Origin of the sequence: Jiella sp. M17.18, from assembly GCF_041027365.1 — a bacterium.
In the GTDB taxonomy this organism is placed as follows: domain Bacteria; phylum Pseudomonadota; class Alphaproteobacteria; order Rhizobiales; family Rhizobiaceae; genus VKMB-3413.
In genome coordinates this window covers 1-25802 of record NZ_JBFTEH010000018.1, presented here as the reverse complement: position 1 = coordinate 25802, position 25802 = coordinate 1, and the positions used below count along the sequence as shown (strand labels likewise).

At 68.4% G+C, this 25802-nt stretch carries 22 protein-coding genes; 8 read left to right on the top strand and 14 right to left on the bottom strand.

The genetic code is table 11. From position 1 onward, the window contains the following. Positions 1-42: 42 nt before the first annotated feature. Complete coding sequence (locus AB5S17_RS21895) at positions 43-402, top strand: hypothetical protein (protein ID WP_369243323.1); 360 nt, start codon at positions 43-45, stop codon at positions 400-402. 60 nt (positions 403-462) lie between these two features. Here AB5S17_RS21895 and AB5S17_RS21890 read toward each other — a convergent pair whose 3' ends face one another. Beyond that, the gene (locus AB5S17_RS21890) at positions 463-1380 is read right to left on the bottom strand and encodes an LD-carboxypeptidase (protein WP_369243322.1); all 918 of its coding nucleotides are present in this window, start codon (positions 1378-1380) and stop codon (positions 463-465) included. A gap of 220 nt (positions 1381-1600) precedes the next feature. Beyond that, positions 1601-2083, bottom strand: coding sequence for a chemotaxis protein CheW (locus tag AB5S17_RS21885; RefSeq protein WP_369243321.1), 483 nt, complete (start codon positions 2081-2083; stop codon positions 1601-1603). 360 nt (positions 2084-2443) lie between these two features. On the opposite strand from AB5S17_RS21885, the gene AB5S17_RS21880 reads away from it, so the two are divergent. Both AB5S17_RS21880 and AB5S17_RS21875 read left to right on the top strand, forming a co-directional pair. Continuing rightward, complete coding sequence (locus AB5S17_RS21880) at positions 2444-3616, top strand: GNAT family N-acetyltransferase/peptidase C39 family protein (RefSeq protein WP_369243320.1); 1173 nt, start codon at positions 2444-2446, stop codon at positions 3614-3616. A 10-nt stretch (positions 3617-3626) separates the two neighbouring features. Next, on the top strand, positions 3627-5081 hold the full coding sequence (locus AB5S17_RS21875) for a RimK family protein (RefSeq protein WP_369243319.1): 1455 nt from the start codon (positions 3627-3629) through the stop codon (positions 5079-5081). A gap of 82 nt (positions 5082-5163) precedes the next feature. Here the strand turns inward: AB5S17_RS21875 and AB5S17_RS21870 are convergent, their stop codons facing one another. The 5 genes from AB5S17_RS21870 to AB5S17_RS21850 all read right to left on the bottom strand — a co-directional run bounded on the left by AB5S17_RS21870 (position 5164) and on the right by AB5S17_RS21850 (position 8522). Continuing rightward, positions 5164-5991 carry an inositol monophosphatase family protein gene (locus tag AB5S17_RS21870; RefSeq protein WP_369243318.1) on the bottom strand — a complete coding sequence of 276 codons (828 nt, stop codon included), beginning with the start codon at positions 5989-5991 and terminating at the stop codon, positions 5164-5166. Beyond that, positions 5988-6884, bottom strand: a complete 897-nt coding sequence (gene ttcA, locus AB5S17_RS21865) for a tRNA 2-thiocytidine(32) synthetase TtcA (RefSeq protein ID WP_369243317.1) — start codon at positions 6882-6884, stop codon at positions 5988-5990. Before ttcA ends, AB5S17_RS21870 begins: the two co-directional genes overlap by 4 nt. A gap of 223 nt (positions 6885-7107) precedes the next feature. After that, complete coding sequence (locus tag AB5S17_RS21860) at positions 7108-7374, bottom strand: hypothetical protein (protein WP_369243316.1); 267 nt, start codon at positions 7372-7374, stop codon at positions 7108-7110. Positions 7375-7524: 150 nt separating this feature from the next. Then, positions 7525-8142 (bottom strand): 30S ribosomal protein S4, encoded by a 618-nt coding sequence (rpsD, locus tag AB5S17_RS21855; RefSeq protein WP_369243315.1) that lies wholly within the window; start codon positions 8140-8142, stop codon positions 7525-7527. Between the two features lie 221 nt (positions 8143-8363). Continuing rightward, the gene (locus tag AB5S17_RS21850; RefSeq protein ID WP_369243314.1) at positions 8364-8522 is read right to left on the bottom strand and encodes a YqaE/Pmp3 family membrane protein; all 159 of its coding nucleotides are present in this window, start codon (positions 8520-8522) and stop codon (positions 8364-8366) included. Between the two features lie 175 nt (positions 8523-8697). On the opposite strand from AB5S17_RS21850, the gene AB5S17_RS21845 reads away from it, so the two are divergent. Further along, complete coding sequence (locus AB5S17_RS21845; RefSeq protein ID WP_369243313.1) at positions 8698-9168, top strand: hypothetical protein; 471 nt, start codon at positions 8698-8700, stop codon at positions 9166-9168. A 39-nt stretch (positions 9169-9207) separates the two neighbouring features. Here the strand turns inward: AB5S17_RS21845 and murI are convergent, their stop codons facing one another. The 3 genes from murI to AB5S17_RS21830 all read right to left on the bottom strand — a co-directional run bounded on the left by murI (position 9208) and on the right by AB5S17_RS21830 (position 12393). Beyond that, the gene (murI, locus tag AB5S17_RS21840) at positions 9208-10017 is read right to left on the bottom strand and encodes a glutamate racemase (RefSeq protein ID WP_369243312.1); all 810 of its coding nucleotides are present in this window, start codon (positions 10015-10017) and stop codon (positions 9208-9210) included. Further along, positions 10014-10817, bottom strand: coding sequence for an RNA methyltransferase (locus AB5S17_RS21835; protein WP_369243311.1), 804 nt, complete (start codon positions 10815-10817; stop codon positions 10014-10016). Before AB5S17_RS21835 ends, murI begins: the two co-directional genes overlap by 4 nt. Before the next feature lie 94 nt (positions 10818-10911). Beyond that, entirely contained in the window at positions 10912-12393 is a 1482-nt protein-coding gene (locus AB5S17_RS21830; RefSeq protein ID WP_369243310.1) for a carboxylesterase/lipase family protein, read from the bottom strand. Between the two features lie 178 nt (positions 12394-12571). On the opposite strand from AB5S17_RS21830, the gene AB5S17_RS21825 reads away from it, so the two are divergent. After that, on the top strand, positions 12572-13783 hold the full coding sequence (locus AB5S17_RS21825) for an NADP-dependent isocitrate dehydrogenase (RefSeq protein ID WP_369243309.1): 1212 nt from the start codon (positions 12572-12574) through the stop codon (positions 13781-13783). 275 nt (positions 13784-14058) lie between these two features. On the opposite strand, the gene alaS is transcribed toward AB5S17_RS21825, so the two are convergent. Both alaS and recA read right to left on the bottom strand, forming a co-directional pair. Next, positions 14059-16719 (bottom strand): alanine--tRNA ligase, encoded by a 2661-nt coding sequence (gene alaS, locus AB5S17_RS21820; RefSeq protein WP_369243308.1) that lies wholly within the window; start codon positions 16717-16719, stop codon positions 14059-14061. Positions 16720-16873: 154 nt separating this feature from the next. Further along, positions 16874-17950, bottom strand: a complete 1077-nt coding sequence (gene recA, locus AB5S17_RS21815; protein WP_369243307.1) for a recombinase RecA — start codon at positions 17948-17950, stop codon at positions 16874-16876. A 163-nt stretch (positions 17951-18113) separates the two neighbouring features. Here recA and AB5S17_RS21810 point away from each other — a divergent pair, with 163 nt between their 5' ends. Both AB5S17_RS21810 and AB5S17_RS21805 read left to right on the top strand, forming a co-directional pair. Then, the gene (locus AB5S17_RS21810) at positions 18114-19082 is read left to right on the top strand and encodes a PfkB family carbohydrate kinase (RefSeq protein ID WP_369243306.1); all 969 of its coding nucleotides are present in this window, start codon (positions 18114-18116) and stop codon (positions 19080-19082) included. Further along, the gene (locus tag AB5S17_RS21805; protein ID WP_369243305.1) at positions 19079-20002 is read left to right on the top strand and encodes a pseudouridine-5'-phosphate glycosidase; all 924 of its coding nucleotides are present in this window, start codon (positions 19079-19081) and stop codon (positions 20000-20002) included. The genes AB5S17_RS21810 and AB5S17_RS21805 overlap by 4 nt, the downstream gene beginning before the upstream one ends. An 11-nt stretch (positions 20003-20013) precedes the next feature. On the opposite strand, the gene cckA is transcribed toward AB5S17_RS21805, so the two are convergent. After that, positions 20014-22551, bottom strand: a complete 2538-nt coding sequence (gene cckA / locus AB5S17_RS21800; protein ID WP_369243304.1) for a cell cycle histidine kinase CckA — start codon at positions 22549-22551, stop codon at positions 20014-20016. 168 nt (positions 22552-22719) lie between these two features. On the opposite strand from cckA, the gene AB5S17_RS21795 reads away from it, so the two are divergent. Then, positions 22720-24744 carry a hypothetical protein gene (locus AB5S17_RS21795; RefSeq protein WP_369243303.1) on the top strand — a complete coding sequence of 675 codons (2025 nt, stop codon included), beginning with the start codon at positions 22720-22722 and terminating at the stop codon, positions 24742-24744. 247 nt (positions 24745-24991) lie between these two features. Here the strand turns inward: AB5S17_RS21795 and dksA are convergent, their stop codons facing one another. After that, on the bottom strand, positions 24992-25408 hold the full coding sequence (dksA, locus tag AB5S17_RS21790) for an RNA polymerase-binding protein DksA (RefSeq protein WP_369243302.1): 417 nt from the start codon (positions 25406-25408) through the stop codon (positions 24992-24994). Positions 25409-25802 lie beyond the last annotated feature (394 nt).

Genomic DNA, 25802 nt, shown 5'->3' with positions numbered 1-25802 from the left:
ATCCCGGGGCTCAGGCCGCACCAGCACAGCAACGGGTGACGCATGAGCGCACGGTCCCTCTCCGATCTGATCCATTCCGTGGCGCAGGAGCTTCGGGTTCTGGCCGATTCCACCGAGGATCTGCACCGGGTCGTCTGCCACGACCATCTCGCGCACGACACCGACTACATCCAGACGGTGCAGAGCATCGACCGCACCACGCAGATCCTCGACAATCTCGCCACCTTCCTCGCCGTCGTCGGCCAGGAGGCCAACGAGGAATGGGCGGTGGCGCTGGAGACCGCTCTCGATACGGTCCGCCTGTCCGAGCTGAAGCACCGCCTGCATCCGAACCTCGCGGCGAACGCGCCGGCGCAGATCGCGCCGCCGACGGACGACGGGGATCTGGAGCTGTTCGGCTGAGGCCCTCCCCGACAGCTTGACGCGGGATGCGCTCGGCGGGCTTTGCCCGCCGGTTTCACGTCACGCTGAGGTCCCTTTCGTGCCGTCGATCGAGGCGCGCCGGCCGGTACGCACGGCGACCGGCGCCCGGCCATGGCCGATCGGCGGTCCGCCGAGGACAGGCACGTCCATCTCGGACAGATGGTCCGCCAGGATGGCGAGGATCGTGTCCGTCTGCCGCGGCGCGGGGCCCTCCAGCTGCCCGACGGCGACTCCCGCCAGCCCGTCCAGATGCCCCGCCTTGCGCAGCATGGTCAGCGGCCGGTCGATCTGCCCGGGATGAGCCTGAGGCTGTTCGATCAGCAGGATCGCGCCGGCGAGATCCGGAAGGGCCCACCCCGCAGCCGTCGCGATCATCTCCAGATTGCCGCCGACAAGCGGCCCCTCGGCGACGCCACCTGTCGTCAGCCGGGCCGTCGGCTCCTCCGGACGGGACAGAACGACCTGCGGCTCGCCCGAGAAGAGGGCGTGGCGGAGCGAGGCGGTCGTCTCCTCTGCAGGCCGGCCCTCCCCGCCGGGATAGAGCGCGCCGTGGACGGAGGCGATGCCGCCGTGCCGGAAGAGAGCGAGCTGCAGGATGGTGATGTCGGAAAAGCCGACCAGCCACTTCGGATCACGGACGGCCGCAGCGAAGTCGAGGCTGTCGGCGATGCGGTAGGAGCCCTTGCCGCCGCGCGTCGCGACGATCGCGCGCACAGTCGGATCGCGCAGCGCGGCGTTCAGGTCCGCGAGGCGGTTGTCGTCGGTCCCTGCGAGGAAGCCGTAACGGTCGAACACGTGGTCGCCGAGCGTGACGACGAGGCCCCAACTCCGCAGGATGTCCGCGGCTTGTTCGACCGCCTCGCGCTCGGGCGGGCTCGCCGGCGAGACGAGCCGGACCGTGTCGCCGGGAGCGAGCGGTCGCGGCGTTCGAAGGGGACGCGTGTCGCAGGTCTGCATGGTCCGCCCCCCCAAGGTGTGGGCCGACCATATCGATCCTCTGGCCCTGCCGCCATCCGCCGCCGACCGTCCGCAAAGCGTCAACGGTTCACCGCCGGCCGCCATGGGCGCATCGTCAGGGGGCGGCCCCGCCGGTCGACGCCGTATTCACCTGATGCAGGCGAAGCCCGACGGGGCGTCTCCCGTTGTCGCCGGCGAGGTTGCGCCACAGGCCCGAGCCTCAGGCGGCGAAGTCCTGCCAGACGGTCTGGGCGAACATGCGTTCGAGGTTCAGGAAGCAGACCATGTCGCCGGAATGGGCGATGATCCCTTCGACATAGGCGCGGTCGAAGCCTGCGGTCATTTCCGGCACCGGCTGCACCATCGTCTGGTCGATGGTCAGGATGTCGGAAACCTTGTCGACGAGCAGGCCGAACACCGAGCCGCCGATCTCGGCGACGACGATGGCGCTGCGCACGTTCGGCTCCGACCAGCCGAGGCCGAGCTTGCGGGCGAGGTTGATGACCGGAATGATCGCGCCGCGCAGGTTGATCATGCCCATCACCTCCGGCGAGGCGTGCGGCAGGGGGGTCGAGCGCGACCAGCCGCGGATCTCGCGGATCGAGGTCGTGCGCACGCAGAACTGCTGCTCGCCGAGGCAGAAGGCGATGATCTCGATCGGCGAGCCGACCGGCATCGGATTGGGCTGGACCTGGCCTGACATCTCGTTGCGTCCCAATGGTGATGAGTGACGGCGGTCGCGCCGCCGGTTGCGCCTGCCTTCGGCCGGCCTCCGCCACCCGGGGTGCGACGGCTCGTCGCCATCGCATGGCCGCCGCGCCGCCGGGACGATGGGTCGTCGGGGAAGGTTTCGCAGTATTGCGCCGGGCCGATTAAAAATCCGTCGCTGGCGACGCTGCGCGACTGCCATTCCGGGCCGAAGGGGCGTCCCCTACCCGCAGGTTTTCGCGCCCCTTCGGCGCGATTGCGGTCGCTTCCGGCGAGACGCTGTTGCATAAGAAGGTCTGCGGCCGCGCACGGCCGCCCGGGGCCCGGCGGGTCCCGCGAACGCAGGCATTTTCCGATGCGACACGCGACTGCCCGACTGCCCGATCCGATCGGCTCCGCCCCGCCGGTCGAAGAGCTGACCATCCGGCCTGCGGAGCCCGGCGATCTCGACCGGCTGGTGGCGCTGGAAACCGAAGTCTTCGAAGCCGACCGGATTTCGCGGCGCTCCTTCCGAAACCTCATCGGCGCGCCGAGCGCCGCGGTCATCGTCGCCGTGGGACCGGGCGAGGGCTCCGGGCGCCCCCTGCTCGGCTATGCCGCGCTCCTGGTGCGTCGGGGCACGGGCCTTGCCCGCCTCTACTCGCTCGCGGTCTCGCATGCAGCCGCCGGGCGCGGCGTCGGCCGTGCCCTCCTGAAGGCGGCGGAGGCGGCGTCCTTCGAGCGCGACCGCATCGCCATCCGGCTCGAAGTGCGCGAGGACAACGAGCGGGCGATCCGCCTCTACCGCTCCGAGGGTTACCGGCCGATCGGCCGCTATCTCGACTACTATGCCGACCACATGCCGGCGCTGCGCTTCGAGAAGACGCTGCGCGGCGACAAGCCGATCGAGACGGGCGTGCCCTATTACGAGCAGACGACCGACTTCACCTGCGGCGCCTGCTGCCTGATGATGGCGATGGCGCGGGACGTGCCGGGCTTCACGCTCGACCCGGTGATGGAGATCCGGCTGTGGCGCGAGGCGACCACGATCTTCATGATGTCCGGGCCGGGCGGCTGCGACCCCTACGGCCTTGCGGTGACGGCGCACGAGTTCGGCCTGAGGTCGGAAATCCACGTCTCGCAGGCCGGCGACCTGTTCCTCGAAGGCGTGCGCAGCGCCGAGAAGCAGAAGGTGATGGCGCTGGCGCAGGAGGATTTTCGCCGCCGGGCCGCACAATACGACATTCCCGTCGTGATCCGGCCCTTCGCGCTGTCCGACGTGCGCGGGGCGATCGCGTCCGGGCAGACGGTGGTGGTCCTGATCTCCGGCTACCACATGTTCGCCAAGAAAGTCCCTCACTGGGTACTCGCACATGGCGACGACGGACGGCACATCATCATTCACGATCCGTGGGTCGCCGACGAACGCGGCGAGACCATCGCCGACGCCGCCAGCCTGCCGATCCCGTACGACACCTTCGACCGCATCGCCCGTTTCGGAAAAGTCGGCCTGAGGGCCGCCGTCTTCCTGTCCCAACGCAAGGACTAAAGCGCTCTCAATGTCCCAGTGGGTCGTGCTCGTCGGACGCGCGTCCGATCTCGACAATGGCGCAACGCCGCACAAGATCATGACGAGCCGCGACTATCTCGCGCGGCCGAACCTGTTCCGGGGGCAGCGGCCGAAGATCATCAATCTGTCGCGCTCCTACGCCTATCAGAGCCGCGGCTACTACGCCTCGCTTCTCGCCGAGGCGCGCGGCCACCGCATCATCCCCTCGGTCGAGACGATGATCGACCTGTCGGAGAAGAAGCTCTACGAGAACGCCCTGCCGGAGCTCGACGCGGCGCTGCGCAAGGCGATCGACAAGGGCGAGCGGCCGGCTTCGCCGATCCGAATCTATTTCGGCTATGCCGACGATCCGCGGCTGGAGCGCTTCGCCAAGCTGGTGTTCGACTGGTTCCGCGCTCCTGCGCTGGAGGTCCATCTCGACCCGCATGCCGAAGTGCCGACGATCCGGCGCATCGCCTTTGCCGCGATCGGCAAGCCGGGCGCGCCGGACACGCAGCGCCTGCTCGCGGCGATGGAGCGCTACACCGCGCGCGAATGGCGGGCGGCGAAGAGCAAGACGCCGGCGAAGTATTCCTTCGCAACGCTCTACGACCCGAAGGAGGAACTGCCGCCGTCCTCGGTCGACACGCTGAAGCACTGGGCGCGCGTCGCCGCTCGGCTCGGCGTCGACGTCGAGCCGATCACCCGCAAGGACCTGCCGCGGCTCGCCAATTTCGACGCGCTGTTCATCCGCGAGACGACCTCGATCTCCAACCACACCTATCGCTTCGCAAGGCGCGCGATGCAGGAGGGCATGCCGGTCATCGACGACCCGATCTCGATGATCCGCTGCACCAACAAGGTCTATCTCGACGAGCTGATGACCGGCAACGGCGTGCCGACGCCGCCCTCGGTGATGGTCGGCGGCAAGGAGGACCTGCAGCGCGCCGCCGATGTTCTCGGCTTCCCGATGGTGCTGAAGATCCCCGACGGCTCGTTTTCGCGCGGCGTGAAGAAGGTCGAGACCGCCGCCCAGCTGACGGCGCTCGCCACCGCCTGGCTGGAGGACACCGACCTCCTGATCGCCCAGAAGTTCATGCCGACGAACTTCGACTGGCGGATCGGCGTGCTCGGCGGCGAGCCGCTCTTCGCCGTCCAGTATCTGATGGCCAAGAGTCACTGGCAGATCATCAACCACGAGACAGGGGGACGCCCGATGGAGGGCGGCTTCAAGGGCTTCTCGCTGGGCGATGCGCCGCCGCAGGTCCTGGACGCGGGGCTGCGCGCCGCCCGCTGCATCGGCGACGGGCTCTACGGCGTCGACCTGAAGGAGACCGACGACGGCGTCTTCGTCATCGAGGTCAACGACAATCCGAACCTGGAGCACGGCGTCGAGGATTCGATCGAGAAGGACGAGGTCTGGACGCGCCTGACCCGCTGGTTCATCGACCGCATCGAACGCTGAACGGTCCGCCGGGCGGCCGGCCGCGCCAGCGCGCGCGCCGGCTTTCTCGCCGCTGACGCGACCCCAGTCCCCGCGCCCTCGCCTACTGCGGGAACAGCGCGTTGCGCGCGTCCGTCCAGAACTCGGCGGAACAGGCGGCGATCACGATGCCGCCACGGTCGCGCGCGGTGTAGGGAGTGCCGTCCGCCTTCGCGACGTGGCCGCCTGCCTCCTGCGTGATCAGGCAGCCCGGCAGATGATCCCAGGGCATCAGCTTGGAATAGGCCGCGAACTGCGCGCCGCCGGATGCGACGAGCCGGTACTCGTGACCGGCACAGCGATAGTTGCCGAAGATCTTGACCGCGGCGAGGCGCGGCAGCAGCGCCGCCTTCTCCTGCGGCGGAAAATAGGTCGCGCTGACGCAGCCGACGGATTCGGACAGTGGCAGCGAGGCCGCGACGTTGAGCTTTGCCTCCGCGCCGGCCGGCGTGCGGCGGACGGCGCCGGCCCCCTTCTCGGCCAGCATGAAGTCGTCGCCGAGCGGGTCGTAGATGATCCCGCCGACCGTCTCGCCGCGCCGCACCACCGCCGCCATGACCGCAAACAGCGGCACGCCGGCGGCGAAGTTCGCCGTGCCGTCCACCGGGTCGACGACGACGGCGAGATCGGCGTCGTCGAGGCGCCCGAGCAGCGACGGGTCGGCAGCGACGGATTCTTCACCGACGAACAGCGCATCCGGCGCGATCATGCGGACCTCGCGCGCGACGAACCGTTCGGCCGCCTCGTCGGCTTCGGTGACGAGATCGGTCGCGGAGGTCTTTTCCCGGATGTCGCCGGCCGACAGATTGCGAAAGCGCGGCATGATCTCGGCAAGCGCCGCCTCGCGCAGGATTTCGGCAAGGCGAAGGATGTCGATGGAAGAACTGGTCACGCGGTAGACGTCCTGTTGGTTGCAAGGGCGGCGAAGTCGAAGACGCCGGGGTCGAGGAGGTGGCCGGGCCGCACGTTCGACAGCGCCCGCATCATCACGTTCTTGCGGCCGGGGAAGCGGCGCTCCAGATCGTCCAGCATCTGCTTCATCAGATTGCGCTGCAGCCCGTCCTGGCTGCCGCAGAGATCGCAGGGGATGATCGGGAAGGCCATCGCGGCCGAGAACTTCGCGATGTCCTCCTCGGCCGAGCGGATCAGCGGGCGCAGCACCATCAGGTCGCCCTCGTCGTTGACGAGCTTGGCCGGCATCGCCGACAGGCGGCCGCCGTGAAACAGGTTCATGAAGAACGTCTCGAGGCAGTCCTCGCGGTGATGGCCAAGCACCAGCGCCTCGCAGCCCTCCTCCCGCGCGACCCGGTAGAGATGGCCACGGCGCAGGCGCGAGCAGAGCGCGCAATAGGTGGCGTTCTCCGGCACCTTCTCGGTGACGACCGAATAGGTGTCGCGATACTCGATCCGGTGCGGGATGCCGTATCGCGTCAGGAAGTCCGGCAGGACGTGCTTGGGGAAGTTCGGCTGGCCCTGGTCGAGATTGCAGGCGAGGAGATCCACCGGCAGGAGGCCGCGCCACTTCAGGTCGTGCAGCAGCGCCAGCAGCGCATAGGAGTCCTTGCCGCCGGAAATGCCGACCAGCCAGCGCGCGCCCGGCCGCACCATGGCGAAGTCGGAAAGCGCCTCGCGCATCTCGCGCAGCAGACGCTTGCGCAGCTTCTTGAACCCGACGCTCGACGGCACGTCGCGGAACAGCGGGTGCGCGCCTTCGCACGCCTCCTGGTTATCCGGGCCGATGGCCTCGTCCGAAAGGGATGATGTCGCGTCCGCCGCGTCGAGCATGCCGGCCTCTTCTCGCTCGTTCGCGGCGAGGTTTAGCGGCTGGGCAGGCAAAACAAAAGGGCGCGCGCGGGGCGTCCGATCGGTGGCTCCAACCGCAGGGATGATCCCTATCTGCGAACCGGACGTCGCTTGGGCGGATGGCGTTTGTCGTCCCAGTAGGACAGGGCCAGAAGCCCCAGGGCACTCAGCGGAAGAACCGACAGCAGGACGATCTGATAGAAGTTCATCGATCCAGCTCCCTCAATTTCGCTGCTGCGCGGATATGTAAGACCCAGGAAATCGAAAAACAAATAACCCCGACGGCGAATGATCCGATGAATGAAGTGAACGTCGGGACGGGATCGAGCACCGCGCGCGTCGTTGATGACAGCGTTCCCACAGCGAAGGTGGCGACGGACAGGCCGTTGAGCCAGTTCGCCCGAAGCTTGACCTGTTCCCTTGCCGCTTCGGTCAACTTCGTCGGCACAGGTCGCTCAGCCTCAGCCTCCATAGCCCACCCGTGTCTCCTGCAACGCCTCGGCTCAGTCTATTCAGCACGAGAGAGGCATGACGGCTTGCGCCTATAGCCTCCGTTGCACCCAAACAAAAAGGCCGCCCCGAGGGACGGCCTTCCGAATGTCTTGCGGTCGTCTCGACCCGATCAGCGCGAGTAGAACTCGACGACGAGGTTCGGCTCCATCTGAACGGGATAGGGCACGTCGTGCAGGCCCGGCACGCGGGTGTAGGTCGCGACCATCTTCTGGTGATCGACCTCGAGATAGTCCGGCACGTCGCGCTCGGCGAGCTGGACCGACTCCAGGACGATCGTCAGCTGCTTCGACTTCTCGCGCACCTCGATGACGTCACCCGGCTTGCAGGTGTAGGACTGGATGTTCGTGCGCCGGCCATTGACGTTGACATGGCCGTGGTTGACGAACTGCCGCGCCGCCCAGATCGTCGGCACGAACTTCGCCCGATAAACGACCGCGTCGAGACGGCTCTCGAGCAGGCCGATCAGGTTCTCGGACGTGTCGCCCCGGCGGCGGGCCGCTTCGTCATAGGTGCGGCGGAACTGCTTCTCGGAGACGTCGCCGTAATAGCCCTTGAGCTTCTGCTTGGCCCGCAGCTGCAGGCCGAAGTCGCTCATCTTGCCCTTGCGGCGCTGGCCGTGCTGGCCCGGGCCGTACTGGCGGCGGTTCACCGGGGACTTCGGACGTCCCCAGATGTTCTCGCCCATGCGGCGATCGATTTTGTATTTCGCGGATTCGCGCTTGCTCATCGCATTTCCTTAAAGCGAAAGGCCTAGACGGACCCATTCCGCCAGGCAAGGAAACGCGCCCTCCTCTGCCCGCCTCGGCGGACTGACAGGACGGCATTGGCACGAGGCGATACCGTCCACGGGACACGTTGAAAACCGGCGAGGGTCGCCCCAAGCCGGTTGCCCACTCCCTAAGTCCCCCGCCCCCGCATGTCAACAGCATGACGGGCTGGGGAACCGGCTCAGTACTTCGCGATCACCCAGACGGCATGGATGATGCCAGGGAAGTAGCCGAGCAGGGTCAACAGGATGTTGATCCAGAAGTGCTTGCCGAAACCGACCTGCAGGAAGACGCCGACCGGCGGCAGGATGATCGCGACGATGATGCGGATGAGGTCCATCACAAGTCAAACTCCTCGTTTCAGAAGAAACCAACGCGATCGCGCGGCGCCTGTTCCTGGGACGCCATGGCGGCTGGTCATGAAGTGGCCGCAACTCGCGGCGATGCATTATTTCTCTGAGACTTAGCTGGGTGCTCCGATGGCTCTTCGCCAACCTCTTCTGCTTGGACTCGCAATGCTGGCCCTCGTCCAGCCCACCCTCGCGGCGACGTCCTCCCCCTTTGCGGGCTATTCCGGCCAATGGCGGGGCGGCGGGTCGGTGCGGGTGCATCAGTTCCCCGTGCCGCTGAACGTCTCGTGCAGCGTCGAGGGAAGTTCCTCCGGCAAGCGCAGCTTCTCGCTCGACGGCACATGCCGGGCGATGGTCTTCATGAGCCGCAAGATCCGCGCCGATCTCACGCTCGACCCCAGAACCGGCGTCTACCGCGGCGTCTATATCGGCTCGAGCACCGGACCGGCGAAGCTCGCCGGCCGCATGCGCGGCGACACGTTGGACCTGCAGGTGACCTGGGCCAAGGTGATCTACGACGACAACAAGGCGCGCATGGTGATCCGCAATCCGAACGGACGGAACTTCTCGATGCAGGTGATCGAGAAGATCAATGGCAAGCGGACGATGATTTCCAACCTCGCCTTCCATCGCTGAACCTTCGCGCGGCTTGCCGCCGCGCGAGGCGCTCGAGGCTCAGGCGGTCAGGCCGAAGCCGTGCATCAGGCGGCGTGCGACGGCGTCGGGCGCCCCGCCGGTGAAGACCGCCAGGTCCGGATGGCGCTTCGGCTCCTCGGGCGTCTCGCCCGGCGGCAGGACGGACAGGATCCGCCGCGCGATCGCCTCGGCCGGGTCCAGCCAGTCGACCGGCCAGGGCGCCATCTTGCGCATGCGGTTGACCAGGAAGGGGTAGTGCGTGCAGGCGAGGACGACGATGTCGGTCCGCCGTCCGTCCGCCGTGACGAAGCACGGCGCGATCTCCTCGCGCACGGCCGCCTCGTCGACGAAGCCGCGATACATGTAGGCTTCCGCCAGCGCCGCGAGCGCGACGCTGCCGACCAGCGTCACCTCGCATTTCGTCGCCCACTGGGTGATCAGGTCACGGGTGTACTGGCGCTTCACCGTGCCCGGCGTCGCCAGGACGGAAACGAGGCCTGAGCGGGTGCGCTCGGCGGCCGGCTTGATCGCCGGAACGGTGCCGACGAAGGTCATGCCGGGATGGGCGGCGCGCAGCGCGTCCAGCGCGAGGGTCGAGGCGGTGTTGCAGGCGACGACGCAGGCGAGCGGGTCGTGATCCTCGATCAGCCGGCCGAAGAGCGCGACGAGGCGTTCGCGCAGGGCTTCCTCCTCCCAATTGCCATAGGGAAAGCCGGCGTCGTCGACGACGTAGACGAAGCGACGGTCGGGCATCAGCACCCGCGCCTCGCGCAGGACGGTCAGGCCCCCGACCCCGCTGTCGAGCATCAGGATCGGCCGCTCGCCCCCCATCCCGCCGCCGCCGCTCATGCGCCCTCGTCCTCCGACGTCTCCTGCCTGGCGTCGCCGAGACGCCGCGCCTCGTAGTCGAAGGCCTTGATCACCCCGCGCAGCGTGTGGATCTCCGGCTCGGAGAAGTTCGCCTTGGTGAGCATGGTGCGCAGGTTCTGCGTCAGCACCTCGCGCTTGGCCTCCGGGAAGAAGTAGCCGGCCCGGTCGAGCGAGGCCTCCAGATGATGGAACAGGCGGAAGAGATCGTCCTTCGTCGCCGGCGGCGCCTCCGGCGCGGAAAAGCGCGGCGCGGTATTGCCGGCGGCGCCCGCGACCTGCCAGGCATAGCTCATCAAAAGCACCGCCTGCGCGATGTTGAGCGAGGCGAAGGAGGGATCGACCGGGAAGGTGACGATCTCGTCGGCGAGCCCGACCTCCTCGTTGTTGAGGCCCCAGCGCTCGCGGCCGAACAGGATGCCGGTGCCCTGCTCCGCGGCCGCGCGAGCGCGCAGGTCGGCCGAGGCCTCCTCCGGTCCGCGCACCGGCTTGAAGCTGTCGCGCGGACGCGCCGTGGTCGCCAGCACGAAGTTGAGATCGGCGATCGCCGCCTCAACGGTCTCGAAGAGCCGCACCGCGTCGATCACGTGATCGGCGCGCGAGGCTGCCGCGCGCGCCTTCTCGTTCGGCCAGCCGTCGCGCGGGTTGACGAGGCGCAGGTCGGTCAGGCCGAAATTCGCCATCGCCCGGGCGACCATGCCGATGTTCTCGCCCAGCTGCGGCTCGACGAGGACGATGGCGGGTCCCGTCCCCCGCTTCTGGGAATCGTCGCTGTTCGACACGCTCGTATCCTTGCCGTTTCTTCAGCCTGATAGCGCGCCGCGATGCCTCGGCCAAGCGCAGCGGGCGATGCCGGCAGGTGCGTCCTCTGCCTTGTCAGTCCATGAAGCCGTCGACGCCCTGCCAGGCGATGCGGAAGACGGCATCCGGATCGGCGGCGACATGGTCCTCTTCGCCGAAGACCATCGTCTGGCGCGTCTGCGTGTCATAGGCGGGCCAGTCGGGGCCCGGTCGGCCGTCGCGGACGAAAGCCAGCCAGTGGCGGCGCATGCGCGACGCGAGATCCTGCCGCCGCGGATCGGGCAGGATGCCGAGATAGACCGACTGAAACGGCTTCATGAAGTCCTCGAACAGCAGCGCCAAGTCGACCGAGTGGGTCGCGCCGAGCGGCGAAAGCAGGCCCTTCGCCTCCCAATCGAGCCGATACATGAAGGTCTGCCGCTGGCGCTGCGCGTTGGCTTCGGCGAGATGGATGGCGCTCATGCGGAACAACAGGTCGGTGCCGAAGGCGACCCGCCCGCGCCGGTCGTCGTGATAGAGGCCAGCGATCCGCTCGGCCGCCTTCGGCCCTGCCGCCTTCTCCACCCAGTTCCGCATGTCCGCCCTTTCCGTCTCGGCCGGGATGACCGGCAGGTCCGAGAAGAAGGTGAACTCGTCGCGGTTCGTCCCGACGTTCATCGGCACCGGCTTCATCATCGCATGAAGCTCGGGGATCGTGGCGACCGGCATCTCGCGGCCGTCGAGATAGGGGCGCGCGAGGATGCCGGAGTGCTTGTGCGTCAGCCGCCGCATCGCGCGGCCGAACTCGCGCGGCTGCACCTCGAACAGACGCTGCGGCGAGTCGCCGATCCGCATGAAGTCGAGGATGCTCTCGTTCACCGCGATCGCCCGCTCGCGCGGATAGAACAGGTTGAAGGCGCCGGACTGGAGGACCGCCTGGGAGAACAGCGGCCGCGATCCTTCGGAGACGAGATGGAAGGCGACGGACGCGGCGCCCGCCGATTCCCCGGCGACGGTGACGCGGCCGGGATCCCCGCCGAAGGCGGCGATGTTGTCGCGCACCCATTGCAGCGCCAGGCGCTGGTCGATGAGGCCGGCATTCGGCTGAAACCGCTCGTCACCCGGGAACATCTCGGCGAAGGCGTTGAAGCCGACGAGGCCGAGCCGATAGTTCAGCGTGACGACGACCACGTCGCCGCGCCGGGCGAGGTCGTCGCCCGGATATTGCGACCCCGAGCCAATGATGAAGGCGCCGCCGTGGATGAACACCAGCACCGGGCGCTGGCCGCCCGGATCCGGCGTCCAGACGTTGAGGTAGAGGCAGTCCTCGGAGAATTCGCTCGCCGCCCCGGCGATCTTGGCGAGCGGCGTCGGCATTGAGCGGCGCTGCGGCGCGGCGGGACCGTAGCGGTCCGCATCGAAGGTCTCCGCGAAGTGTCGGCGCGGCACGGGGGCAGCAAAGCGCCGCTCGCCCAGCGGCGGCTCCGCGTAGGGGATGCCAAGAAATTGGACGATCCGCCCGTGCTCATAGCCGCACACCGGCCCGCAGGCCGCCTCGACGCGTACTGGTCTTCCCATCGATTGCTCCGGGATGGCTGACGATGTCACGCAAGCGGCGCCGGTCCGCGGGCGAGGCCGGCGCGCTGCTTTGCGTCTGCGAGGACGGGTGTTATAGGGCGCGCTGAGTGTCGGGCAGCACGCCGCGCCCGAAGCCGCGCGGCCGAATGCCGCGATTTCATTTCCTAGGAAGGCACCGATGGCAAAGATCAAGGTCGCAAACCCGGTCGTGGAGATCGACGGGGACGAGATGACGCGGATCATCTGGCAGCTCATCAAGGACAAGCTGATCCATCCCTATCTCGACATCGATCTCGAATATTACGACCTCGGCGTCGAACATCGCGACGCGACCGACGACCAGGTGACCGTCGATGCGGCCAATGCCATCAAGAAGCACGGCGTCGGCGTCAAATGCGCCACGATCACGCCGGACGAGGCCCGCGTCGAGGAATTCGGCCTGAAGAAGATGTGGCGCTCGCCGAACGGCACGATCCGCAACATCCTCGGCGGCGTCATCTTCCGCGAGCCGATCATCTGCAAGAACGTGCCCCGCCTGGTGCCCGGCTGGACCAAGCCGATCATCGTCGGCCGCCATGCCTATGGCGACCAGTACCGCGCCACCGACTTCCGCTTCCCCGGCAAGGGCAAGCTGACGATCAAGTTCGTCGGCGAGGACGGCCAGGAGATCGAGCACGAGGTGTTCGACGCGCCGGCCTCCGGCGTCGCGATGGCGATGTACAATCTCGACGAGTCGATCAAGGACTTCGCCCGGGCCTCGTTCAACTACGCCCTGCAGCGCGGCGTGCCCTGCTATCTCTCGACCAAGAACACCATCCTGAAGGCCTATGACGGCCGCTTCAAGGACCTGTTCCAGGAGATCTTCGACGCCGAGTTCAAGACCCAGTTCGAGGCCAAGAAGATCACCTACGAGCACCGCCTCATCGACGACATGGTCGCGGCGGCGCTGAAGTGGTCGGGCGGCTATGTCTGGGCCTGCAAGAACTACGACGGCGACGTGCAGTCGGACATCGTCGCTCAAGGCTTCGGCTCGCTCGGCCTGATGACCTCCGTGCTGATGACGCCGGACGGCCAGACCGTCGAGGCGGAGGCCGCGCACGGCACCGTCACCCGGCACTATCGCCAGCATCAGCGCGGCGAGCAGACCTCGACCAACTCGATCGCCTCGATCTTCGCCTGGACGCGGGGCCTTGCCCACCGCGCCAAGCTCGACGGCAACGACGACCTGAAGACCTTCGCCGAGACGCTGGAGAAGGTCTGCATCTCGACCGTCGAGAGCGGCTTCATGACCAAGGACCTGGCGCTCTTGATCGGCCCGGACCAGCCGTGGCTCTCGACCACCGGCTTCCTCGACAAGGTCGACGAGAACCTGCAGAAGGCGATGGCGTAAGCCTTCGCGCGATCAGCGCAATCGAGGAGACGCCCGGCCATTGCGCCGGGCGTTTTCGTTTTGGCGGTTCGCGGCTGAGCGCGGACGGCCCCGTCTCCACGCGCAGCGCCTGCCGCCGCGGCCTTCGATGCCGGACCGTTTCAGGACCGGCCGCACGGCACCGGCCCCAACGGCGATTACGCCGGACGCGGGGCTGCGGCCGGATAGGAAAAAGGCGCGGCCGGAAATCCTCCGCCGCGCCCCTCGCTTGGGTAATGTCCGTCGGCTGGAACCGGTCAGGCGGCCAGCGCCGCCTCGACCGCTGCCACTGCGCTGTTCGCCTTGTCACCGTCCGGACCGCCGGCCTGCGCCATGTCGGGCCGGCCGCCGCCACCCTTGCCGCCGATCGCCGCGCTCGCCTCACGCACCAGGCTGACCGCGTCGAAGCGACCCGTCAGGTCGTCGGTGACGCCGACGACGACGCTCGCCTTGCCGTCCGCCACGCCGACGAAGGCGACGACGCCCGAGCCGATCTGCGCCTTCGCCTCGTCGACGAGGCCCTTCAGGTCCTTGCCGGAGACGCCGTCGAGCACGCGGCCGAGGAAGCTGACGCCGGCGACGTCCTTCGCCTGCGGACCCGCGGCCTCGCCACCGCCCCCGCCGAGCGCCAGGCGCTTCTTCGCCTCGGCGAGTTCGCGCTCCAGCCGGCGGCGTTCCTCGACCAGCGTCTCCAGCCGGTCGGCGACCTCGGCCGGCGCGGCCTTCAACACTGCCGCCATGCGCCGAACCCGCGCGTCCTGCTCCAGGAGATAGTCGCGCGCCGCCTTGCCGGTCAGCGCCTCGACACGCCGTACGCCAGCCGCGACGGCGCCCTCGGAGACGATGTGGACGAGCCCGATGTCGCCCGTCGCGCGCACATGTGTCCCGCCGCAGAGCTCCACGGAGAAGGTCTTGCCGGCCTTCTCCCCCTCCTCGGCGGTTCCCATGGACACCACGCGGACCTCGTCGCCGTACTTCTCGCCGAACAGCGCCATTGCGCCGGAGGCGATCGCGTCGTCCACCGCCATGATGCGGGTCTCGACCGGCGCGTTCTGCAGGACGATGCCGTTGGCGAGCCGCTCCACTTCCGCAAGCTCGCCGGCCTCGATGGGCTTGGGATGCGAGAAGTCGAAGCGCAGCCGGTCCGGCGCCACCATCGAGCCCTTCTGCGCAACGTGGCTGCCCAGCACCTCGCGCAGCCCCTCATGCAGGAGATGCGTCGCAGAATGGTTGGCGCGGATCATCGTCCGGCGCCGGTGATCGACCTCGAGGTCGAGCGGCGTTCCGACCTTGACGACACCCTTCGTCACCCGCGCGCGGTGCACGAACAGCCCCTCGGCGAACCTGCGGGTGTCGGTGACCTCCAGTTCCACGCCGTCGCCGCGCATGGTTCCGGTATCGCCGAGCTGGCCGCCGGATTCGCCGTAGAACGGCGTCTGGTTCAGGACGACGGAGACCTCCTCGCCTTCTCCCGCGCTCTCGACTTCCTTGCCGTCCCTGACCAGCGCGACGACCGCGCCCTCCGCACGCTCGGTGTCGTAGCCGAGGAACTCGGTCGCGCCGACGCGCTCGCGGATCGGGAACCAGACGTTCTCTGCGGCCGCCTCGCCGGACCCCGCCCAGCTCGCGCGGGCCTCGGCCTTCTGGCGCTGCATCGCGGTGTTGAAGGCATCGAGATCGACCTCGATGCCGCGCTGGCGCAGCGCGTCCTGCGTCAGGTCGAGGGGGAAGCCGAAGGTGTCGTAGAGCTTGAAGGCGGTCTCGCCGGAGAGCTTGGCGCCGGCCGACATGCCCTCGGTCGCCTCCGACAGAAGCGACAGGCCGCGATCGAGCGTCTGCAGGAAGCGCTTCTCCTCGAGCTTCAGCGTCTCGGCGATCAGCGCCTCGGCGCGCACCAGCTCCGGATAGGCCCGGCCCATCTCGGCGACCAGCGTCGGCAGGATCTTGTAGAGCACCGGCTCGCGCGCGCCCAGCATCTTCGCGTGGCGCATGGCGCGGCGCATGATGCGGCGCAGGACATAGCCCCGGCCCTCGTTCGAGGGCAGCACACCGTCGGCGATGAGGAAGGCCGTCGCGCGGATGTGGTCGGCGATGACCCGGTGGCTCGCCAGCGAGGCCCCGGACGCATGCGAGCCGATCGCCTCCTCGACCGCGCCGATCAGCCGGCGGAAGAGGTCGGTCTCGTAGTTCGAGGTGACGCCCTGCAGGATGGCCGCCATGCGTTCGAGACCCATGCCGGTGTCGATCGACGGGCGCGGTAGGTTCAGGCGCGTCTCGGCGTCGACCTGATCGAACTGCATGAAGACGAGGTTCCAGAACTCCAGGAACCGGTCGCCGTCCTCGTCGGGGCTCCCCGGAGGGCCGCCGGCAACGCCCTCGCCCTGGTCGAAGAAGATCTCCGAGCACGGGCCGCAGGGGCCGGTCTCGCCCATCGTCCAGAAATTGTCTGAGGTCGGGATGCGGATGATCCGGTCGTCGGACAGGCCGGCGATCTTCTTCCAGAGGCTTGCCGCTTCGTCGTCCTCGGAATAGACGGTGACGAGAAGCCGGTCCTTCGGCAGACCGAACTCCCGCGTCGTCAGGTTCCAGGCGAGCTCGATCGCGACGTCCTTGAAATAGTCGCCGAAGGAGAAGTTCCCCAGCATCTCGAAGAAGGTGTGATGGCGCGCCGTATAGCCGACATTGTCGAGATCGTTGTGCTTGCCGCCGGCCCGGACCACCTTCTGCGCCGTCGTCGCGCGCGAATAGGGACGCTTCTCCAGTCCGGTGAAGACGTTCTTGAACTGCACCATGCCGGCATTGGTGAACATCAAGGTCGGGTCGTTGCGCGGCACAAGCGGCGAGGAGGCGACACGCTCATGTCCGTTCTTCTCGAAATAGCCGAGAAAAGCCGACCGGATTTCGTTGACGCCACTCATAGACGAGACCTTCGCAAATGCGGATAGACACGGGAGAGCCGGCGCCGCAAGCTACGGACGGCGCCGGGAGAACGGCTTTTTACAAAGGCGCGCGACACGTGTCCATCTGACACGCGCGCGACCGGTGCCGCACCCGTGGCAAGTCGCCCGCCGATCAGTCGTCGAGCGACTCCTGATCGTCCCGCCCGTCGTCGAGCAGCTGTTCGGCGATCAGGCCGGCGTTCTGGCGGATCGCCGTCTCGATCTCCGCCGACACGGCCGGATTGTCGCGCAGGAACTGCTTGGCGTTCTCCCGTCCCTGCCCCAGCCGCTGACTGTTGTAGGAGAACCAGGCGCCGGACTTCTCGACGATCCCCGACTTGACGCCGAGGTCGACGAGCTCGCCCATCTTCGAGACGCCCTCGCCATACATGATGTCGAACTCGACCTGCTTGAAGGGGGGCGCCAGCTTGTTCTTGACCACCTTGACCTTGGTCTGGTTGCCGGTGACCTCGTCGCGCTCCTTGATCGAGCCGATGCGGCGGATGTCGAGACGCACGGAGGCGTAGAACTTCAGCGCGTTGCCGCCGGTCGTGGTCTCGGGCGAGCCGAACATCACGCCGATCTTCATGCGGATCTGGTTGATGAAGATCACCATGCACTTCGAGCGCGAGATCGAGCCGGTCAGCTTGCGCAGCGCCTGGCTCATCAGCCGCGCCTGCATGCCGGGCAGCGAGTCGCCCATCTCGCCCTCGATCTCGGCGCGCGGCGTCAGCGCCGCGACCGAATCGACCACCAGCACGTCGATCGCGCCGGAGCGCACCAGCGTGTCGGTGATCTCCAGCGCCTGCTCGCCGGTATCCGGCTGCGAGATCAGGAGATTTTCGAGGTCGACGCCCAGCTTGCGGGCATAGACCGGGTCGAGCGCGTGCTCGGCGTCGACGAAGGCGCAGATGCCGCCCTTCTTCTGCGCTTCCGCGATCGTATGCAGCGCCAGCGTCGTCTTGCCCGAGCTTTCCGGTCCGTAGATCTCGACGATACGGCCCTTGGGCAGACCGCCAACGCCCAGCGCGATGTCGAGCCCGAGAGAACCCGTCGAGACCGTCTCGATCTCGACGATCTGCTCGTTCTGGCCGAGCCGCATGATCGAGCCCTTGCCGAACGCCCGCTCGATCTGCGACAGCGCGGCATCGAGAGCCTTGTTCTTGTCCAACGAATTATCCTCGACGAGACGGAGTGTGTTCTGTGCCATGGAGACGGGACCTTATTCCACGCGTTGGATGGGGGTGCAATGATGCCGTGTCTTTCCCTAATGTACTCTTTTTGTTCGCGCCCTACAAGAGGATATTCCTGATTTGTTCCGTTCTGACGGGCATCGCGAATCGGCCGCGGCACCTGAGGCTCGTTAAAGTTTTATGAAGATCGCAGAAACTGCTTCGACGCCGCGGCGCGTCTTCGTCGCCGGCGCGGCTCACCTCGACCGCCGCGGCAAGGCCGACGGCCCCTTCATTCCGGCAGCTTCCAATCCCGGACGGCTGACCGCCACGGCCGGCGGCGCGGCGTTCAACGCGGCGGTGGCGCTGCGGGCGTTCGGCTGGGACGTCGCCTTCCACGGCGCGCGCGGCGGCGACAGCGACGGCAGCCGCGTGGCGGCCGCCATTCAGGACGCCGGGATCGAGGACGGAAGCGTGACGTGGCTCGATCGCGGCACGCCGAGCTACACCGCGATCCTCGACGATCGCGGCGAACTCGTCGCCGGCATCGCCGACATGGCGCTCTACGATCTCCTCTCGCCGCGCGTCCTCTCGCGGCGCCACATACGCGCGTCGATCGCCGGCGCCGACGCCCTGCTGGTCGACGCCAACCTGCCGCCCCCGGCGATCGAGGCGCTGGTGGCTACAGCCGGCCCCCGTCCCGTCGCCGCGATCGCGGTCTCGCCCGCCAAGGTGCGCCGGCTGATCGGCGTGCTCCCGGCTCTATCCGCTCTCGTGCTGTCGCGCGCGGAGGCTGCCAGCCTGACGGACGCGCCGCCGGCAACGGATCTTCCCCGCCTCGCCGAATTGGTCGCCGAACGCGGCGCGAGCCGGGCGGTCGTCACGGACGGTCCGCGCGAGGCCGCCATCGTCGAAGCGGGCAGCGTCCTGATGCAGCGGCCGCCCACCGTGCGCCCACGCGACGTGACCGGCGCCGGCGATACGCTGGCGGCCGCCGCGCTCACCGGCCTCGCCGCCGGGCTCGGCTGGACCGACAGCGTTCGCCGCGGTGTCGTCGCCGCCTCGCTCCGCATCTCGCTCGAACACTTTCCGCCTGCCGATCTGCCGCAACGGATCGACGACGGCGTCGCGGCGCTCGAAGCGCCGGTTCAACCAGAAAGGACTTCATGATGACTGCCGCAAACGCCTTCACCCCGTCCGCCGAGGTCGCCGAGGCGCTCCAGAGCGGGCGTCCGGTGGTCGCGCTGGAATCCACCATCGTCACGCACGGCATGCCCTTCCCGCAGAACCTCGAGACCGCGCAGCGCGTCGAGGCGACGGTGCGCGAGCGGGGCGCGGTGCCGGCAACGATCGCCGTCGTCGGCGGCGACCTCCGGGTCGGTCTGACGTCGGACGAACTGGAAGCGCTGGCGAAGGCCGAGGACGTGATGAAGCTGTCGCGCGCCGATCTCGCCTTCGCCATCGCCGGCGGGCGCACCGGCTCGACGACGGTGGCGGCGACGATGATCGCGGCGGAGCGCGCCGGCATCGCCGTCTTTGCCACCGGCGGGATCGGCGGCGTGCACCGCGGGGCCGAGACCAGCTTCGACATTTCCGCCGACCTCGAGGAACTGGCGCGCACGGGGGTGATCGTCGTCTGCGCCGGCGCCAAGGCGATCCTCGACATCGCCAAGACGCTGGAGTTCCTGGAGACCAAGGGCGTGCCGGTCGTCGGTTACCGGACGGACGAGTTCCCGGCCTTCTGGTCGCGCGAGTCGGGCCTGCCGGCGCCGCTGCGGCTGGACGACGCCGCTGCCATCGCGGCCTTCCAGAAGGCGCGCGACCGGCTGGAGCTTGGCGGCGGCATGCTGGTTGCCAACCCGCTCGCCCCCGACAAGGCGCTTCCGGCCGACCGCGTGGAGGGATGGATCGCGCAGGCGATCGCCGAGTCGCGCGAGCGCGGAATCGCGGGCAAGGACGTCACGCCATTCCTGCTGCAGCGGATCGTCGAGCTCAGCGACGGCCGCTCGCTCGCGACCAATATCGACCTGATCGTGTCGAACGCCGCACTCGCGGCCGACATCGCCGTCGCCCTGTCGAAGGAAGACTGAGGGTCCCGCCCTCAATCGTTGTCGATCGCGGTCTTCACGGCGACCGCGAGGTCGCGCAGCGAGAAGGGCTTTGCCAGGAAGCCGAACTTCTCGCCTTCCGGCAGGTTCTTCGCAAACGCGTCCTCCGCATAGCCGGACACGAAGATGAACTTCAGGTCCGGACGGGTCTTGCGCATCTCCTTGAGCAGCGTCGGCCCGTCCATCTCCGGCATCACGACGTCGGAGACGACGAGGTCGATCTTGCCGTCGACCTCGTCGAGAATCTCCAGCGCCTCCTGGCCGGAGGCCGCCTCGTGGACCTCGTAGCCGCGCATCTTCAGCGCCCGCACATTGCCGGCCCGCACGTGGTCCTCGTCCTCGACGAGCAGGATGGAGGCCGTGCCCGACAGGTCCTTGATCGCCTCGCCCGTCGCCGGCCCCGCCTCGCTGGGAGCGACCTGGGTCGAGACGTGGCGCGGCAGGAAGATGCGGAAGGTCGTGCCCTGGCCGGGCGCCGACTCGACGAAGATGAAGCCGCCGGACTGCTTGATGATGCCGTAGACCATGGAGAGGCCGAGGCCGGTGCCCTTGCCGATCTCCTTGGTGGTGAAGAACGGCTCGAAGATCCGCTCGGCGACATCCGGCGGCATGCCGGTGCCGGTGTCGGCGACCTCGACGAGGACGTAGTCGCCCTCCGTCAGCTCGGCATAGCCCATGGTCGCGGCTTCGGCTGCGGGGACGTTGCGGGTCGAGATGGTGATCTTGCCGCCGTCGGGCATGGCGTCCCGGGCGTTCTGCACGAGATTGGTGATCACCTGCTCGAACTGGCCGATATCGGCCATGACCGGCCACAGGTCGCGGGCGTGCTGGCGCTCCAGCGTCGCGTGATCGCCGCTCACCCGCTTCAAGAGCAGGTGCATGTCGGCGATCACGTCGGTGAGGTTCAGCATTTTCGGCCGCATCGTCTGGCGGCGGGAATAGGCGAGCAGCTGGCGCACCAGCGAGGCGGCGCGGTTGGCGCTCTGCTTGATGAGGAGGAGATCCTGGAAGGACGGGTCGCCGGTGCGGTGGTTGAGGAGCAGGAAATCGACCGAGGCGGTGATGATCGTCAGCACGTTGTTGAAGTCATGGGCGATGCCGCCGGCGAGATTGCCGATCGCCTGCATCTTCTGGCTCTTGGCGAACTGTTCCTCGAGCACCCGCTGCTGCGTGATGTCGACGCCGTAGAGGATCGCCACCTCGTCGGTTTCCGGCCCGGTCCGCGGCACGCCGCTGACATAGAGGCGGACGGACCGCGTCTTCTCGCCCTCGACTTCCGCGTCGACCGGCGGAATTCCGGCCCGTCCGGCGGTGGCCGAGCGAACCGCGGACCGCAATGCCGCGCGTCCGCTCTCGCGGATCGCGTCGGCCATGTCCGCCTCGCCGGTCGCCACCTTCGACCCGAACAGCTGCCGGAAGGCGGCGTTCGAGCGGACGATCCGGCCGTCCTCGTCGAGCGCCGCGATCGCCATCGGGGAGGAGTTGAAGAACCGCGTGAACCGCGCCTCGGCGACCTCCAGCGGCGTTGCCGCATCGCTCTCGCCGCTGCGGTTGAGAACCAGCGTGCGCACGATGCCGGGGGCGGCGAGATCGTCGGCGACGGGCTTGCGCAGCAGCCGCACGGGCAGGCTGCGACCGCTGGCGGTGATCAGGTCGAGGTCGACGACGCTGGTGCTCTCGGTTCCGGTCTGGTCGTCGTCGGAGCGCAGAAGCGCACGGGCGGCGGGCGGCACGAATTCCAGGATCGAGCGGGCAAAGGGCTGGAAGTCGCCGAGGTCGAGCCCGAGCCAGTCGGCCAGCGTCGCGTTGATATAGGCGATGCGATGATTGGCGTCGGCGGCGAAGAAACCGGCCGGCGCCTTGTCCAGATAGTCGATCGCATGCTGCAGGTCCTGGAACGAGCTCTCCTCATGCTTGCGGTCGGCGGTGATGTCGAGGATCTGCCAGGCCTGCATCGTGCCCCCCGCCGTCGGCAGCGGACGCACCGAGGCGCGGTACCAGCAAGGGGAGCCCTCCTGCCCGGCCGCGCCGGAGAGGCTTCGCGCCAAGCGGAATTCGCGCTGACCCGCGCGGTTTTCCCGCGCGAGATTGGCGAGATAATAGATCGCCTCGCGGGCCTCCGGCTCGCGTCCGAGCAGCCGCTCCAGCGCTCTCACGTCCGCCGCCTTCGCCGCCCCGGTGATCTCCCCATAGGCCCGGTTGGCGTAGACGATCTGGCCCTTGCGATCGAGGATGATCGTGCCGTTGCGCGCGGTGTCGAGGAAGTCGCGGGCGATCGATCCCTCGCCCGAGCGCCCGCCCACCCGCATGAAGCCGAGTGCCGTCGCGAAGATCGCGCCGATGCCGATCGCTGCGAGGATGCCGAAGATGACGAGCAGCGCGATCCCCCCATAGGCCTGCCCGAACAGCGCCAATGCGGCCGCGATCAGAAGCAGAGCCCCGCCGAGCACCAGAAGCCGCCGGACGCCCGACGCCGCCGTTGCCCGGTCGATCAGCGGCTTTTCGACCGATCCCGTCGCGGTTCCGCTCATTCCGAATCATCCTTGCTCGTTGTCGCCGCCTCGGCCGATTGTGAAACAAAACCTTTCGCGAGACGAGAGCCGCGCGCCCGGGTTTTGCTCGCCCGGCAGCCGGAATCGCCACCTCGCCCTTCGCGGAAGACCCCAAACGCACTATGAAGGAGCTGACTGGCCTTGCGCTTGCGAAAGGCGCAGGCGCCCGGTCAAGTCGTATCCGCACGGATCCGACCATTGCGAACAGAATTGCAGGAGGTCACCGCCCGCATGCCACAATGGATCATCGATCTCTTCGGAGAAGGCGTGGCACAGATCGTCTGGGTCGCCTTCGTGGCTGCGGTCGTCTGCATCCTGGCGATGCTCGTCATCATTCTCGCCAAGAAGGCGCTCGGCGGCGGACGGATCGGCACCGGCCCGAAATCGCGGGCACCGCGGCTCGCGGTGATGGACGTCGCCCGGGTCGACGAGAAGCGCAAGCTCGTGCTGGTGCGCCGCGACGAGATCGAACATCTGGTCCTGATCGGCGGGCAGAACGATCTCCTGGTGGAAGGCAACATCCTGCGCGTCCCGGCGGCCGCGAACGCACGCCATCACGACTGGCCGGCGGAGCCGACCCTCGCCCTCGAGCCGGACGAGCGAGTGGTTCCGCAGGGCGCCGCGGCGCCGGCGCGCCCCCTCGCCCGCTCCGCAAGCGCAAATCGCGCGGCGCCAGTCCCGGGCACGCCCGGCCCGCAGCCGCAGCCCGAGAGCCGCCGCGAGCCTGCCGCTCCTGCGCAACGGCGCGCCGCCACCGCCGCTCCGCGGCCGAGCGACGTCCCGCGGCCGGCGCCGGTTCCGCCCATGTCGGCGCCTGAACGACCGGTCGCCAAGCCCGACCACCCGCCACGGGACGCGAGCCCGCGCAAGACAGACGGTCCGGCCGCCATCGCCGCCAACATCGTGCGCCAATATGCGGCGCGCATGCAGATCCCCGGCGGCGCCAGGGCGGAGCCGCCGCCTGCGGCAGCGCCTGCGGTGCAGCCGCGATCGCGTGCGACGCCGACGCTCGCGCCGCAGCCGCGCGAGGACGCGTCGGATCGGGCGCCCAAAGGTGGCGAGAGCGCGGCGCCCGGTGGTTCCGCCCGGCGCGAGCCGGCAGACAGCCGGCGGGAACCGAGCCTCACGATGCCGGAGCCGAAGCCGCAGCCGCCGATAGCGCCAGCCGCCGACGAACAGGGCAGCGAGCGTGCGGCGCTGCGGGAGCAGATGAATCGCTCGCAATCGGCTCTCGGCGCGCATGTCGGAGACGCGACGGCAGCTCCGGTCGAGACCGGATCCGGCAGGGTGCAGCCCCAGCCACGTCGACCCCTGTCGGTGAAAAGCTTCGCGATGGCGATCCAGAACCGTGGCACCCCCGCGGCCTCCACCGAGCCGCAGGAGGCGAAGGCGCCGCCGGCCCAGGTGCACAGTTCTCAGTCAGCTACGGCCGCGAACGAGCCGAGCCTGGAGGATTTCCTTTCGGCCCAGCTGGATTCCGATTTCAGCGACGCCGCATTCTTCGATCCGGACCGGCAGGCCGGCCCGTCGCTGTCGCCCTCCCTTTCCGGATCGCCCGTCTCCGCCGACCCGGACCCTTCGTCAGCCGGTGCGTCCGGCCCGGCGAGCTCCTCGTCCGGGAATCCAGGAGCCGAAGCGCCCTTCGCATCGCCCGAGCCTGCCGCCCCAGAGGCTGCGGAGCCGGCGGCGGAAGCCGGAACGGTTCAGCCGAGAGCCGAGGATCGCCGCACGCTGTCGGAAGAGCCTGACCTCCCCGCGCCCTTGGCTGCGTCGCAAGCCACGCCGGCACGCCGCGAACCGCCGGAGCTGCCTGAGGCCGAAACGCCGCGGGCGGATCGCTCCGGGCCGGTCGACGCCGGCAGGACCGATGAGCGACGCGCGAGCCCGGACGCCGCCGCGGCAGATCGCGGATCGGCTGATGAAGTGGCTGCGCCGGCAGCGGGCGACGCGAGCCCGCGGCGCGAGCGGCAGACACCGGTGATGCCGCCGCCGGGTGGCGGGGCCCCGGGACGCATGTCACCGCGCGCAGCCCCGCCCCCGCCGGCGCGTCCGGTATCCGGAAAGCCCGACGCGCGACCCGAAGTGCGCAACGAGCTGACGCTCGAGGAGGAAATGGAACGGCTGCTCGGCGATCTCAGCTTCGCCACGGGTTCCGAAGACCGGCCAGCTTAGCGGCTGGAGGGTCGGATAGCCGCACGGCGGGAATTCTGCTTTGGTCCTGGCGAGGCGCCGCCGAGCGTCTCGCCCTCGGCGGCGGCAGGGTTTGAAGGCAGGCCGGACATGAGAGGATCGCCGCCGTCATTGGCCGCCACGGGCCAAAAGCCGTGCCTCGTTATTCGCCGCAGCATACCGGTGGGACCGTTACCTGCGGAGGCGAAGGCGAGAATCCCGCCTTCGCCGGATATCGGTCCGCAGACGCCTATTCGTCGCGGTAGACCTTCTCGCGGCGCTCGTGCCGTTCCTGCGCTTCCAGGGAGAGGGTGGCGATGGGGCGAGCGTCCAGGCGCTTCAGGCTGATCGGCTCGCCGGTCTCCTCGCAATAGCCGTAGGAGCCGTCCTCGATCCGCTCCAGCGCCGCATCGATCTTGGCGATCAGCTTGCGCTGGCGGTCCCGGGCCCGCAGCTCGATGGCGCGGTCCGTCTCGGAGGAGGCACGGTCGGCGATGTCGGCGAGGTTGCTGTTGTCGTTGGCGAGCGCCTCCAGCGTCTCGCGCGACTCCCGCAGGATCTCCGCCTTCCAGGCGAGCAGCTTCTTCCGGAAATATTCTTTCTGACGGTCGTTCATGAACGGCCCGTCTTCCGAGAGAGTCAGATCGCTGTTCATGGTCTCACTCATCACGCACCTCCATTCCCGCCAGGCGGCTTATAGCGGCGGTTCGACACCCGAACAAGTTACGTTCGTCCCTACAACCGAACTTTGAACCGATCTCTAAGACCCGGTTTTGCCTCGCATTTTCGGTCAGCCTTTTGGGCGGCGCGTGTAACAGCGCGATGACGGTGCGTGTCCTGCGCAAGCTTCGGGTGGGGGTTCTGCGGTCTCGCGTCCGGGTTGGGGCGTTAGGCGAGGCGCGCTTTGGCCTGCGCGTTGGGCGTTAGAAGGCGCCGCGTCCCACCCTTGGACGCGCGAAAGCCCCGCCGGGGGTGCCGAGCGGGGCTTTGAGGTGGGAATGGTGAGAGAAGAAGACGCTTGGTGTTTTTTGCGATTGGCAGACCTGGCAGCGACCGACTTT

Bases quoted from the DNA above. Each gene is read 5' to 3' on its own strand.
- AB5S17_RS21895 (WP_369243323.1), top strand. From the start codon at position 43: ATGAGCGCACGGTCCCTCTCCGATCTGATCCATTCCGTGGCGCAGGAG.
- AB5S17_RS21825 (WP_369243309.1), top strand. From the start codon at position 12,572: ATGGCAAAGATCAAGGTCGCAAACCCGGTCGTGGAGATCGACGGGGAC.
- alaS (WP_369243308.1), bottom strand. From the start codon at position 16,719: ATGAGTGGCGTCAACGAAATCCGGTCGGCTTTTCTCGGCTATTTCGAG.
- rpsD (WP_369243315.1), bottom strand. From the start codon at position 8,142: ATGAGCAAGCGCGAATCCGCGAAATACAAAATCGATCGCCGCATGGGC.
- murI (WP_369243312.1), bottom strand. From the start codon at position 10,017: ATGAGCGGCGGCGGCGGGATGGGGGGCGAGCGGCCGATCCTGATGCTC.
- AB5S17_RS21860 (WP_369243316.1), bottom strand. From the start codon at position 7,374: ATGGAGGCTGAGGCTGAGCGACCTGTGCCGACGAAGTTGACCGAAGCG.
- AB5S17_RS21850 (WP_369243314.1), bottom strand. From the start codon at position 8,522: ATGGACCTCATCCGCATCATCGTCGCGATCATCCTGCCGCCGGTCGGC.
- AB5S17_RS21845 (WP_369243313.1), top strand. From the start codon at position 8,698: ATGCTGGCCCTCGTCCAGCCCACCCTCGCGGCGACGTCCTCCCCCTTT.
- ttcA (WP_369243317.1), bottom strand. From the start codon at position 6,884: ATGCTCGACGCGGCGGACGCGACATCATCCCTTTCGGACGAGGCCATC.
- AB5S17_RS21805 (WP_369243305.1), top strand. From the start codon at position 19,079: ATGATGACTGCCGCAAACGCCTTCACCCCGTCCGCCGAGGTCGCCGAG.
- AB5S17_RS21890 (WP_369243322.1), bottom strand. From the start codon at position 1,380: ATGCAGACCTGCGACACGCGTCCCCTTCGAACGCCGCGACCGCTCGCT.
- recA (WP_369243307.1), bottom strand. From the start codon at position 17,950: ATGGCACAGAACACACTCCGTCTCGTCGAGGATAATTCGTTGGACAAG.
- dksA (WP_369243302.1), bottom strand. From the start codon at position 25,408: ATGAGTGAGACCATGAACAGCGATCTGACTCTCTCGGAAGACGGGCCG.
- AB5S17_RS21885 (WP_369243321.1), bottom strand. From the start codon at position 2,083: ATGTCAGGCCAGGTCCAGCCCAATCCGATGCCGGTCGGCTCGCCGATC.
- AB5S17_RS21810 (WP_369243306.1), top strand. From the start codon at position 18,114: ATGAAGATCGCAGAAACTGCTTCGACGCCGCGGCGCGTCTTCGTCGCC.
- AB5S17_RS21880 (WP_369243320.1), top strand. From the start codon at position 2,444: ATGCGACACGCGACTGCCCGACTGCCCGATCCGATCGGCTCCGCCCCG.
- cckA (WP_369243304.1), bottom strand. From the start codon at position 22,551: ATGAGCGGAACCGCGACGGGATCGGTCGAAAAGCCGCTGATCGACCGG.
- AB5S17_RS21875 (WP_369243319.1), top strand. From the start codon at position 3,627: ATGTCCCAGTGGGTCGTGCTCGTCGGACGCGCGTCCGATCTCGACAAT.
- AB5S17_RS21830 (WP_369243310.1), bottom strand. From the start codon at position 12,393: ATGGGAAGACCAGTACGCGTCGAGGCGGCCTGCGGGCCGGTGTGCGGC.